This is a genomic window from Hyphomicrobium sp. (assembly GCF_019744875.1).
GTDB lineage: Bacteria > Pseudomonadota > Alphaproteobacteria > Rhizobiales > Hyphomicrobiaceae > Hyphomicrobium_C.
Map to the genome: position 1 here is coordinate 415,715 of NZ_JAIETU010000006.1, position 13,816 is coordinate 429,530.

The following is a 13,816-nucleotide window of genomic DNA, read 5'->3' on the forward strand; positions in this document are numbered from 1 at the left end:
GCTCGCGGAGAGCTGGATCGCGCGGGGCAGCCTCGGCCGCCTGCTGACGCTTTGGGTGCAAGGGCTGGACCTCGACTGGGAGAGCCTTGCGGGGCCTGCTGCTGGGCGGGTCGTATCGCTGCCGTGCTACCCGTTCGCGCGCGAGCGTTATTGGATTCCGAATGCCGGGCAGTTGATGAGCGATACGGCGTCGCGGCCCGAAGAGACGGATATTGCTCGTCTGGCGACGGATATGGAAGCGCTCGACGCTGCGATTGCGGCGGTGGTTCGCGCAAGTGTTGCCGCGTTCTCTGGCCGCACGCTTGCCGATCCCTTCGGTCGCTGGTGCGACGCCCTCGATGTGCTTCTGCCCGCCACGCTCGTGGAGCCGCGTGATGCCGCGTGGGCTGCGTGGGATCGTTTCAAGTCGCAGGCGTCGCCGTCGCTCGCGGCGCAGATTACGCTCGCTGAAACCATGCTCCGGGCATTGCCGGACATCCTGTCGGGCCGACGCGCCGCCCCCGCCGTCATGTTCCCAGGCGGGAAGCTCGATCTCGTCGAGGGCGTCTATACGGCAAACCCCGTCGCGGCCCGTTTCAGTGCAGGTGTGGCGCGCGCTGCAGCCGCGTGGGTTGCGGATCGGCTGAAGGTTGCGCCCGGAGCGTCGATCCGCGTCCTAGAGATCGGCGCGGGTACGGGGGCCACGAGCGCGCATGTGTTCGCGGCGCTGGCGCCGTTCGGCGCAGCCATCGCCGACTATTGCTACACCGACGTTTCGCGCGCGTTTCTCATCAAGGCGGAACAGCGCTTCAAGAACGATGCACCGTCTCTGTCGACGGCGCTGTTCGATGTCGAGAAGCCGCCGGCCGAACAGGGTCTCGCGGCAGGTCGCTTCGATCTCGTGATCGCCGCCAACGTGCTGCACGCGACCTCCGACATCGGCCGGACTTTGCGGCATGTGCGCGAGACGCTGGCGCCGGGCGGGGCGCTGCTCTTGAACGAGACCAGTCGTGCGTCCCTGTTCACGCACGTGACGTTCGGCCTGCTCGACGGGTGGTGGCGCTTCACGGATGCGGAGCGGCGCATTCCCGGCACGCCGTCGCTTTCGCCAGACGGTTGGCGGCGCGCGCTTGAGGACGCAGGATTTGTGTGGCGCGCCGGCTCACAGGATCGCGAGCTTGCGCTAGGCCAGCAGATCATCGTTGCAGAGCGTCCCGCTGTGGTGGCCGAGAAACGAGCGAGCGACCACTCGCGAAGCCTCCGCGATGTCATTCGCGGCGCCGTTGCCAAGACCTTGAACATGCCGGCTGAGGCCATCGCCGTTGAGACGCCGTTTGCCGATTACGGGCTCGATTCCATTCTGGGGGCGGAGCTGGTCGAGCGGCTGCGGGGTGTGCTCGGCATCCGGATCGAGCAAACGCGCCTCTACGATTTCGGCAGTGTGCTTCGTCTCGAAGATTACGTCGCGAGCGCCTTCCCGGACGCCGCTGCGCCGAAGATAGATGTTGCGGTGGCGGCCACGCCGCCTTCGCCGGTCGAGGAGGCGAAGCTTGCTCCGGCGATTGCGAGGCACGACCGCCGCGAGCCGATTGCCGTCGTGGGCCTCAGCGGGCGTTTCGCGCAGTCGCCCGATGTCGACGCGCTCTGGTCTCATCTGTTGGCGGGTCGTGATCTCGTCGAGCCTGTGACGCGCTTCAGCACTGCAAATGGGCGCCACGGCAGCTTCATTGACAGCTTCGACCGTTTCGATTCCGTGTTCTTCGGCATCTCCGGTCTTGAAGCGACCTACATGGATCCGCAGCAGCGCGTGTTCCTGGAAGAGGCGTGGAAGGCGCTGGAGCACGGCGGGCACGCGGGCGCCGCCATGGAGGGCCGCCGCTGCGGCGTGTTCGTTGGGTGCAGTGCGGGCGACTATCAGGAGGTGTTCCGCAGCCAGCCTCCGGGGCAGGCCTTCTGGGGCAACACGGCGTCGCTGATCCCTGCGCGTATTGCCTACTGCCTCGATCTCAAGGGGCCGGCGATTGCCGTCGATACGGCGTGCTCGAGCTCGTTGGTCGCGCTCGATCTCGCGTGCCGCAGTCTTTGGAGTGGCGAATGCGAGATGGCGCTCGCGGGCGGCGTGTTCGTGCAATGCACGGACCGGTTTTTCCGGTATGCGGAAGCGGCCGGCATGCTGTCGCCGTCCGGCCGGTGCGCCGCTTTCGGCGCGGATGCGGACGGCATCGTGCCCGGCGAGGCGGCTGCCGCGGTGCTGCTGCGCCCGCTGTCGCAAGCGCTCGCCGACGGCGATACCATACATGGTCTTATCGTTGCCTCGGGCACAAACCAGGATGGGGCGACCAATGGCATCACGGCTCCGAGCGCGGTGTCGCAAGAGCGCCTGATGCGCGAAGTCTATGCGTCATTCGGGATCGATGCGGCGCAGATCGGATACGTGGAAGCGCATGGAACCGGCACACGGCTCGGCGATCCCATCGAGTATGACGCGCTGGCGCGTGTCTATTCGGATGCAGGGGCTCCGCGCGGATCGTGTCTGCTCGGGTCGGTGAAAGCCAATCTCGGGCACGCAACGACGGCCGCCGGGATCACGAGCGTGATCAAGCTTCTTTGCGCGCTCAAAGAGGGTGTCGTGCCGCCTGCGCTGCATGTTGCGCGCACCAATCTCGCCATTCGGTTCGATGACGGTCCGTTCCGGGTCAATGCGGAAGCCGAGCGCTGGCCCCATGCAGACGCGCCGTGCCGAGCGGCCGTCAGCTCGTTCGGGTTCAGCGGCACAAATGCGCACGTGGTGATCGAACAGGCGCCGCCTCTCGACGGCGTGCCGGATGCGGGGCGCGAATATCTCATTGTGCTTTCGGCGCGCACGCCTGCGCAGCTTCGCCAGCAGGCGGAGCGGCTCGCGGCGCATCTCGGACGCACGCCCGGTCTTGCGCTGCGCGACGTTGCCTTCACGCTGCTCGGCGGACGGCGTCATCTGCCGCACCGGCTGGCGCTGGTCGCTAAGGATGTGGCCGACGCGGTGGCCGCGCTCGCGGCGTGGCTGGCGGGCGATGTGAGCACTGTGAAGACCGCCGTGGCCGATGCGCCGTTTTCCGGTGTGCTTGCCGGCGGCGCGTCCGACGCGTCCGGGATGGCGGATCGGTTCCTCGCCGGTGTGACGCTGGATGCAGAAGCGCTGTTCGCCGGATCGGGACGGCGGCGTGTGCCGCTTCCGGTCTATCCCTTCGCGGAAACCCGCTATTGGGTCGATGAGGTTCCTCTTGCAAAACTTTCCGCTTCCGCAGTGCATGCCGCCGATCCGGTGGACGTTGTGAGCGCGCCGTCGGATGCGTCGGGGGCGGGTCTCGCGTCCGCCCGGTCCGGCGAACGGGTGAAGGTCAAGCTCGCGCCGCTCGACGCAGCGATGCCGCACGACGCTCCCGCCGCGCATGTCTCGGTCCAGATCGAACGCGAGATCGGGGCGGACGGAGTGTGCACGCTCGCGCTCAGCCAGCCCTGGACCGCGCCATTGGACATGGCTCTGGCGGATGAGGTGCAGCGCGTGTCGGAGCTGGCGGATGTGCGCTGCGTGCTGCTGGATGTGCAAGATGGGGCGCTGCCGGTTACGCGCGAGGCGGCCCGCGGGTTCCTGCAAGCCGTACGGGACTGCGCCGTTCCGGTTGTTGTCGGGCTTCCGGAGGTGCGGGCGGAGCACGCCACCTTGCTTGGTTGCGATTTTGATGCGCCGAGGGAGGACGCCGTCCTGCTTGCTCGGGCCATCGCGCGTGCCCCCCGGCTGGCACTCGTGGAGCTGAAGCGTCATCTGCGGACCGAACAGTCACCGACTGCGCCGACCCGTGACGTGCTTGAGGTTTCCGGCACAGCCGAGGTCGCGGCCTTCGCGGGCGCATTGCGCCGGATCGCGCTCGCATCGAGAGCGGTTACGCTGGACGCGTTCGACGACGGCGTCGTGCTGGTGCGCATGGAGGAGCGGAGCGGCCGGAACACGTTCACGCCCAACTTGATGGACGGGCTCTGCGAGGCGTTCGACCTGATCGGGCGTTCGGCCGGGTTCAAGGCGGTTGTGCTGACGGGCTTCGATGGCTACTTCGCGCGTGGCGGCACGGTGGAGGGATTGGAGAGCCTGCAGCGCGGCGAGACGCAGTTCACGGACCGGCGCATCTACAGCTTGCCGCTCGAATGCCCGCTGCCCGTCATCGCGGCCATGCAGGGGCACGCCATCGGCGCGGGATGGGCGTTGGGTATGTTCTCGGACATCGCGCTGTTCGCGGAGGACAGCGTCTATCACAGCAACTACCTGGAACTCGGATTCACGCCGGGAGCGGGCGCGACGCTTGCGTTCCCGTACCGGCTCGGTGATCGGCTCGGGCGCGAAGTGCTGTTCTCTGCTACGCCGTTCAAGGGGCGCGATCTGAAGGCACGCGCGCCAGGCCTCACTGTGCGTCCCGCTTCTGAAGTTCTGGCGGCGGCGCTGCGGCTCGCGCACGGTCTGGCGCAGCGTTCGCGTGAGGAGCTGATCGCGGCAAAGGCCGAAGCATCGGCTCCGCTCATCGACGCGCTGCCGCGCTTTCTCGCGCGCGAGCTCGATATGCATCGGCGGACTTTTGTCGGGAACGACGACGTTCTGGCGCGAATCCGCACTGCGTTTTCGTCTCTGCCGTCGGCTGAGCGCGTGGCCGTGGATGAGCCCGCCGCCCTGCCGCACCGCCGCCGCGACGAGGTTCGCGCGGCCGTGGTCGCGAGCCTCGCTGAAGAGCTGATGATCGATGCGGCCGAAATTCGCGACGGATCGGGATTCCTCGATCTCGGCCTCGATTCCATCCTTGCCGTGACCTGGATCCGGCGTCTCAATTCGATGTTCGCGACGGAGCTTCCCGCTACGGCCGTCTATGCCAACCCAAGCGTGGGCGCGCTGGTGGACCGGTTGGCGCGCGAGGCGCCGCTGGCCGAGGTGGCACGCGTACCGGAGACGAGGGAGGCGCCGACGAGTAGCGCCGTTGCAGTGGCTTCGCCGGTCGTGGCTGCCGCGTTGCCGCCCAACGCGTCTCCCGCGTCGAAGCGCGCGAGTCAGCTTTCTCAGAATGATCGGCCGGCCATCGCCGTGATCGGCATGTCCGGACGTTTCCCGCAGGCCCCAGATCTCGACACGTTCTGGACCAACATCCGTACGAAGCGCGACTGCATCACCGAGGTGCCGCGCGACCGCTGGGATATCGCGACCCATTACGATCCGGATCCGCAGGCGCCGGGCAAATCCTATTGCAAGTGGATGGGCGCGATTTCCGGGGTGGACCGCTTCGATCCCGGCTTCTTCAACATTACGCCGCGCGAAGCGGAGCTGATGGATCCGCAGCAGCGGCTGTTCCTGCAGCACGCGTGGCATGCCATCGAGGACGCGGCCATCGATCCGACGACGCTTGCCGGGGCGGCGTGCGGCGTGTTCGTGGGAGCCGGGCCGAGCGGGTATGCCGACCTCATCACGGATCGCAACGCCTACAGCCTGCTCGGCGCGGCGGGATCGATCCTCGCGGCGCGGATTGCCTATCTGCTCGATCTGACGGGGCCAGCGGTTTCGCTCGATACGGCATGCTCCAGCTCGTTGGTTGCCATTGCGCAGGCGTGCAACAGCCTCGTGCTCGGCGATAGCGATCTGGCGCTCGCGGGCGGAGCGTGCGTGCTGATCGGGCCTTCGATGTTCGTCGACACGTCGAAGGTGAGCATGCTGTCGCCGGGTGGACGCTGCTTCACCTTCGATCGGCGCGCCAATGGTTTCGTTCCGGGTGAAGGCGTCGGCGTGATGCTGCTCAAGCGTCTTGACGATGCGGTTCGCGACGGCGATCCGATCCGGGCTGTCATTCGTGGCTGGGGCGCCAATCAGGACGGAAAAACCAACGGCATCGCGGCGCCCAATCCGGAGGCGCAGGCCCGCCTCATCCGCGGGGTTCACGAGCGCTATGGCATCGCGCCCGAGAGCGTCGGGCTGATCGAATGTCACGGCACGGGGACGGCGCTTGGCGATCCGATCGAGATCGAAGGGCTTGCCGGGGCTTTTGCGGGATCGGGCGCTGCGGAAGCTTCGTGCGCCATCGGCTCGGTCAAGAGCAACGTCGGGCATCTGCTGGCCTCCGCCGGTGTCGCCGGAGCCATGAAGGCGGTGCTGGCGCTGGAGCACGCCGAGCTGCCGCCGACGGCTCACGTCGAGACGCTGAACCCGCATCTCGCGCTCAGCGGCACGCCGTTTGTCGTCAACACGGAGGCGCGCGCCTGGGCGGCTCCGGCAAGCGGTGTGCGCCGCGCCGGGGTGAGTGCGTTCGGCTTCAGTGGCACGAATGCGCATGTGGTTTTCGAGGCGGCGCCTGGCGTTGCCTCTCGTCCGGCCGCGAATGCAGGGCCGTGGGTGCTGCCGATTTCGGCGCGCTCGGCGGATCGGCTCTCGGCCTATGCGCAGGCGCTTGCGGATTTCGTAGCGCGCAAACCTGATCTCGATCTCGGCGCGCTCGCGGCCACGTTCCAGCGCGGGCGGGTGGCCTTGGCGGTGCGCCGGGCCATCGTGTTCCGGGATCGCGCCGCGCTTCTCCATGCTCTTGGCCGTCTCGCGCACGATGCGAATTCCGCGATGCCTCACACCGGCGATCCGCTGGATGCGTTGGCGAGGGCCTGGACGGCGGGTGAGCATGTCGACTGGCCGGGCAGCGATGCGCGGCGTCTCTCGGCCCCCGGCTATCCGTTCGCAACGGAACGGTACTGGGCGGAGCCGGTGCCAGCCGCGCCGAAAGCGCCCGTGCAGCTTCACAGACCGGCGAGGGGAGACGTGCGCGTGGCGGGCGAGGCGAGGGTTGCGATCATCGGCGGCGGGCCCACAGGCATCGGTGTCGGGCGTGAGCTCAACGATGCGGGCATCGCGTTTGACCTGTTCGAGGCGGAGGCCGATTTCGGCGGCGTGTGGAACGGCGACGGCGCGTGCGGGCGCACCTATGCGTCGCTCCATCTGATCTCGCCCAAGTTCAACACGCAGGTGCAAGACTACCCGATGCCGGACGACTATCCGGCCTATCCCAGCCATGCGCAGATGCTCGCCTACGTTCGTGCCTATGCGCGGGCATCGGGGCTCTACGAACGGACGCGCTTCAATGCGCCGGTTACGCGGCTGTCGCCTGAAGGGCGCGGATGGCGGCTTGCGAGCGGCGACGGCTTCAGCCGGGTCTACGATCTCGCCGTGGTGGCGAACGGGCTGCAGCGCGTGCCGCTCTATCCGGTCCCTGCCTATCCTGGCTCATTCGACGGCGAGACGCTGCATACGCGGGACTACAAGTCGCCGGACCAGATCCGGGGTCGCCGCGTGCTCGTCATCGGCGGCGGCAACTCGGGGTGCGATGTGGCGGCCGAGGCGGTGCATCACGCGGCTTCCGTGATTCACAGCACCCGGCGCGGCTATCACTACCAGCCGAAGTTCATCGCCGGAAAGCCGACGCCGCAATGGATGATGGAGCTCGGCGGCAAGTTCGCGACCAAGGCCGAGACGATGGCCTACATCGCCGAGGTCTTCCGGCTCGCAGGCTATGACGGCACCGATTACGGGCTGCCCGCGCCGGATCACGCGCTTGATGGCGCGCATCCGGTGATGAACTCGCAGGTGCTGCATCACATCGGCCACGGCAACCTGACGCCGAAGGGCGACGTGGCGCGCTTCGCGGGGCATACGGTTCACTTCCGGGACGGATCGTCCAAGGAGGTGGATACGATCATCTACGCCACCGGCTATCGCCGCGACTTCCCGTTCCTCGACGCGTCACTGCTCGACTGGAAGGCGGGGATTCCCGATCTCTTCTTGCATTCCGTGCCGCGCAATCACGACAACCTCCTGTTCATGGGCTTCATCAACGCGGCAGGCGGGCTCGGCGACGGCCTCAAGACGCAGGGGCTGTTCGTGCGCGATTACGCGCGTGCCTATTTCGGCCGCACGCGCGGGCTCAGCGCGTTTCTTAGCGCCAAGCGCGTAGATGCGCCGGACCTCGGGCAAGACCACTTCGTGCAGTCGTATCGTCATCTTTGGGAGGCGGATCTCTGGAAGCTGCTCGCTGAAATGCGGAAATATCGCGACATGCTGACAGACGCCCGTGCAGCCGACATGGATGCCGCGCAATGACCCGCGACCTCAGGGGCGACATGCGCGAGCTGATCGAGCGAGAGGTGATGGCGCGCGCGAAGGTGCGGGGCGGTGATGATACGGTGGTCGCGCCTCACGCGGGCGCGTCTATGCCGATTGCTCCTGCTGGGGGCGACGGTCTCGAGCAGGATGTTCTGCGTCTCGCCGCGGACGCGCTGCGCATGCGGCCCGAGCAGATCGATCCGGAAGAAAACCTCGCCAACTACGGCATCGATTCCATCGCAATAACCGAAGTGATGGCGTCCATCTCGCGCTTTTTCTCGGTGTCCATCGCGCCGACGACGTTTTTCGAAACGCGCCATCTCAAGGATCTCTCGCAGATCCTGCGCAGGCGCTACGGCGCCGCTATCGAGGCGCACTACGCGAAGCCACATGCAGCGAAAGGGATTGTGCCGAAGCAGATCCCGGTCGCGCCGCGCGCGGAACTGCTCGAAGCGCCGCATCCGGCTCCAGCCGTCCAGCGCACGCAAGCCGGCACCGCCGAGCCGGTGGCGATCATCGGCATGGAGGGGATGTTCCCGAAGAGCGCCGATCTCGCGGCGTTCGCGGCGCATCTCGCGGCAGGCGACGATTGCATCGAAGAAATTCCACGCGCGCGCTGGGACTGGCGCGCCGTTGACGGCGATCCGAAGCGCGGGCCGTATTCCAATGTCCGGCATGGCGGCTTCGTGCCGGGGCACGATCTGTTCGACGCGGGTTTCTTCAAGATCCCGCCCAACGGAGCCGAGATGATGGACCCGCAGCATCGGCTGTTTCTCACGTGCGTGTGGAAGCTGATCGAGGGGGCTGGCCATGCGCCGGGCTCTCTGGCGGGCCGCAAGGTCGGGTTGTTTCTGGGCATCAACTTGCAGGACTACGCCGATCTCGCCAACCGCGCGGGCGCGGTCGATCCGGCGCAGCTCACGGGCCTCGGGCACGCCTTCTGCGCCAACCGGTTGTCCTATCTGCTCGATATCCACGGCCCCAGCCAGGTGATCGACACGGCGTGCTCGAGTTCGCTCGTGGCGCTGCATCGTGCTGTCCAGTGCATCCGCCACGAGGGCTGCGAACTGGCCATCGCGGGCGGCGCCAACCTCATGCTGACGCCGACGCAGCACATCCTGTTCTCGCGCGTCGGCATGCTGGCGCCGGATGGTCGATGCAAGACGTTCTCGCGGGCGGCGAATGGCTATGCGCGGGCGGAAGGCGTGGGCGCCGTGCTGCTGAAGCGCCTCGATCTGGCAGAGCGGGACGGCGATTGCATTCTCGGTGTCGTGCGAGGATCGGCGGAAAATCATGGCGGGGCTGCGTCGTCGCTGACGGCGCCCAATCCGCGCGCGCAAGCGAGGCTGATCGTCGAGGCGCACCGGCAGGCGGGGATCGATCCGCGCTCGCTCGGCATGATCGAATGCCACGGAACCGGAACGGTGCTCGGAGATCCGGTCGAAATCGAGGGCTTGAAGGCGGCGTTCGCTGAGCTTTATGCGGAGCACGGGCATTCAATGCGGGAGGCGTCGTGCGGCCTCGGGTCCGTGAAGTCGAACATCGGGCATGCGGAGACCGCGGCGGGTATCGCGGGTGTCATCAAGGTGCTGCTCGGATTGCGCGCCGGGCGCCTCTGGAAGACACTGCATTGCGAGGATCCCAATCCGCTCATCGATCTGCGCGGCACGCCGTTCTATCTGATGGACAGCGCGCGGGACTGGCCGCGCCCGGTGATCGATGGGCGTGAGCTGCCGCGCCGGTCCGCCGTCAGCTCGTTCGGAGCGGGCGGCGCCAACGCGCATGTCGTGATCGAAGAGTATGTGTCCGCGCCGCGCGAAGAGGCCGCTGGCGGCCCACACGTCATTGTGCTCTCGGCCCGCACCGAGAGCGCGCTGCGCGACGCTGCGCGGAACCTGGCCGCGCATCTCGCGAGCGACGATGCTGCCGAACAGGATCTCGCCGACATTGCTTTCACCCTGCAGACGGGCCGCGACGCGATGCGCGCGCGGCTGGCGTGCGTTGCGCACGACAAGCTCGAATTGCGGGCCCAGCTTGAGGCTTTTCTCGCGCATGGAGCGGCGGTTGGCGTCGTTACCGGTACCGTGGCGCGTAAAGGTGCGCCGGGCCTTGCGTTGCCTTCGATTGGCACCGACGACGTCGACGACGATCTCGCGCGTATTGCGGGCCATTGGGTGGCCGGTGGCACAGTCGATTGGGCCGCGCTGCATGCGGGACAAGCGCGCAGGCGCGTGCGGTTGCCGACCTATCCGTTTCAAGGCAAGCGCTACTGGCTGCCGGTTGACGGTGCGGCGGGCGCCCGTCCCGGCCCCGGACGTGGGCCGATGGACCTCACGGAGTCCGCGCCGGGGCGGTTTACGCTGCAGCTTTCGCCCGACGCGTTTTTCCTGCGCGATCACGTGGTCGGCGGCACGCCGACGCTGCCCGGCGTTGCATACCTCGAGCTGATGCGCCGAGCTGTGAAGGCCGCGGGGCTGGACGGCGCGCTTGGGCAGATCGTGTGGCTGAAACCGCTTGCCGTGACGCACCCGGTCGAGATCGAAGTTGCCATCGATCTCGGGTCGCCGGGGCGGCCACGTATCGAGGTGACGCGGGTCGGAGGCGATGGGACGCGGCAGGTGCATGCCGAAGCGCGGCTTCTGCCGCTTGCCGAACGCCCGGCTCCTTCACCGGCCAGCTCGGACCGCGACGCGTCGCAGTCGCGCCTGTACGGTGCTGAACATGTGTACGCGGTTTTCGATGGCATGGGGCTTTCCTACGGACCGTCCCATCGCGCAATTGTGTCGCTCGATTGTGGTTCCGACGAGCCGGGGTATCCGCGCGTCAGCGGCCACCTTCATCTCCCGCCTGCGGCTGGACCGCTTACGGATTTCGCGCTGCATCCGAGCCTGCTGGATGGCGCTTTTCAGTGCGCACTCGGGACGGCGCTGGATGAAGACGGCGCGGGATCTGGCGGCGCGGCTCTGCCGTTCGCGCTGGATCGCATCGATGTGTTTGCGCCATGCGCTCGGGAGATGACGGTTTCGGTCCGGTCCAGCGGCGCGCGTGTGCGCCGCATCCAGAAGCTGGACATCGATCTCATGGACGCCGATGGCATGGTGTGCATCCGCATGAGCGGGTTTGCGACGCGCCAATTGGCGCGGGCTGTGCCGGAGAAGGACGAGCACGCGACGTTGCTGTTCGCGCCCGATTGGCATGGCTTGTCGCCGGGCGAGGCTGAGGCGCCGGGACGGGTTGTCCGCCGCGATGCGTTTCTCTGCGGTTGGGGGGCTTCGTACGCTGAGGCACTGGCTACGGCGTTGCCCGGCTGGTCGTGCTGTGGTTTCGAAATCGACGGCACGGTGCTCGATGGCGGCTTCGCGGCGTGTGCCGAAGCACTGCTCGCGCACGTTCAAGCGCTGGCGCGCGCTGGTCGCTCTACGGAATTGCAGGTGGTCGTGCCCAGCGATGCGCCGTGGCTTGCGAGCTTGCAAGGCCTGCTCAAAAGCGTGGACTTGGAAGTGCCGAGCGTCACGTGCCGGCTGCTCATGACAGATGCCGGAGCGTCTCCGGAGGATCTTGCCCGGCAGATTGCTGCCGCGTCGCGTTGTCCTCAGGCGTCGCACGTGCGCGCGCAGGGCAGCGCGTTCCAAGTGTTGCGTTGGCGTGCATTGGCGCGGCCCGCAGCGGCGTCTCCGCATCCGTGGCGTGATGGCGGTGTGTATCTCATCACGGGCGGAACAGGCGGTTTGGGCAGGTTGTTCACGCGTGAAATTTCGAGGTGCGTCGCAGATGCGACGCTCGTGCTGGCGAGCCGAAGCGCAACTGAACCGGCGCTGCCGCCGGAGTGGTCATCTGAATTGAGCAGCGCGCGGGTGGAGATCATAGCGCTCGATGTTTCCGATGCAGAGTCGGTCGCCGCGGCGATTGCCGGCATTCGGTCCCGCCACGGCCGCCTGGATGGTGTGCTGCACGCGGCCGGATTGCTCGACGACTGCGCGCTCGCGGCAAAGACGGCGCAGAGCTTGCGCGCCGTGCTCGCTCCCAAGGTCGCCGGGACGTGTCATCTCGATCGCGCACTCGGCGCGGAGCCGCTCGATCTGTTGCTGCTGTTTGCGTCCCTCTCGGGGGCTCTCGGAAATCCGGGACAGACGGACTACGCCGCCGCCAATGCATTCCTGGACGCGTTCGCGATCGATCGCGAAGCGCGCCGGAAGGCCGGGCTGTGCCATGGCCGCACACTGGCTGTGGATTGGCCGGTCTGGCGCGAGGGCGGCATGCGTCTCGCGCCTCAGGCCGAGAAGCTGATGACGCGGACGACGGGGTTCACGTTGCTCGAGACGGAGGATGCGTTCTCCGCGCTTTACGATGCGCTGGCGAGCGGCGAGCCGCAGGTGGTGGTGGCGGCGGGAGACCGCGCACGGATCGAGGCGCGGTTCGGGATGGCTGCGAGCGAGCAGCAGCCTGCGTCAGGGCTGGACCATGAAACGCCAACGGAGGCGAAGTCTCACGTGCGGAACGCGACTGCCGATGCCTCCGATCTCGAACGTGCCATTCTTCCCGCTTTGTTGCAGATCGTGTCGGCGCAGCTCAAGGTGGCGCTGGACGATCTCGCGCCGGATCTCGAACTCACCGAGTACGGCTACGATTCGATTTCCTTCACGCAGCTCGCGAACCTGTTGAACGACCGCTTCGGCCTGGCGCTCACGCCGACTGTGTTTTTCGAGCATGCAACGCTGGGCGAACTCGCGGCCTATTTTGCGCGTGACCATGCGCCGGAGTTTTCATCGGTGCTCGGGGTTGCGGCGCCGACCATACCGGCCGCCGTCGCGTCAGCTCCGCGACCGGCTGAGCGATCGACGCCGGCACAGCCTCGCGAGCAGCCGCGGCCTGACACGCGCGATGCGGCCGGGCGCGCGCCGATTGCCATCGTCGGCATGAGCGGCGTGTTCCCCGGTGCGGCTGACCCGGATGCGTTGTGGCAGAACCTTCTCGCAGGGCGCGACTCCACGCGCGCGTTGCCGGAGGATCGCTGGTCGCGACAGCCGGTCGATACGCCTCAACGCGGCGGCTTCATCGATGGGATCGGTGAGTTCGACGCCGCGTTTTTCGGACTTTCGGCGCCGGAAGCGCGCCTCATCGATCCGCAGCAGCGGCTGCTCTTGACGCAGACATGGCGCTTGCTCGAAAACGCGGGCTACGCGCCGCGGGCATTGTCGGGCACAAGCATCGGCGTTTTCGTCGGCGTTGCGGATACGGGATACGGCCGGCTGGTCGCCGAGGCGGGCGGCCCGACCGAGGGCTACGCGATGACCGGGCTTGCGCCGTCGGTCGGTCCGAACCGCGTCAGCTTCCATTTCAATTTTACAGGGCCGAGCGTCGCCATAGAGACGGCGTGCTCCAGCGCGCTTGTCGCCATCCATCGGGCTGCCGAGGCTATTCATTCGGGTGACTGCGAGGCCGCCATCGCGGGCGGCGTCAATGCGCTGCTGTCGCCCGAGACGTTCGAAGGGTTCGCGCGCGCGGGCATGCTCGCAGCCGACGGGCGGTGCAAGACGTTCTCGGCGGACGCAGACGGCTACGGTCGCGGAGAGGGACTAGGTCTCGTTTTCCTGAAGCGGCTTGCCGATGCAGAGCGGGATGGCGATCGTGTTCTCGCGGTGCTGCGCGGAAGCGCTGAAAATCACGGTGGGCGCGCCAGCACGCTGA

General features: G+C 67.4%; 2 protein-coding genes (both cut by a window edge). Both read left to right on the forward strand.

What is annotated here, in order from left to right:
* Positions 1–8,125, forward strand: partial view of an SDR family NAD(P)-dependent oxidoreductase gene (locus K2Y42_RS16960; RefSeq protein ID WP_291154622.1) — the final stretch only. 11,531 nt of this gene lie to the left of the window's left edge; the window shows 8,125 of its 19,656 coding nt (coding positions 11,532–19,656); its start codon lies beyond the left edge, outside the window; the stop codon is at positions 8,123–8,125.
* Positions 8,122–13,816, forward strand: the beginning of a protein-coding gene (locus K2Y42_RS16965; protein WP_291154624.1) for a non-ribosomal peptide synthetase. 13,709 nt of this gene lie beyond the right edge of the window; only the first 5,695 of its 19,404 coding nucleotides appear in the window; the start codon lies at positions 8,122–8,124; its stop codon lies off the right edge, out of view. The genes K2Y42_RS16960 and K2Y42_RS16965 overlap by 4 nt, the downstream gene beginning before the upstream one ends.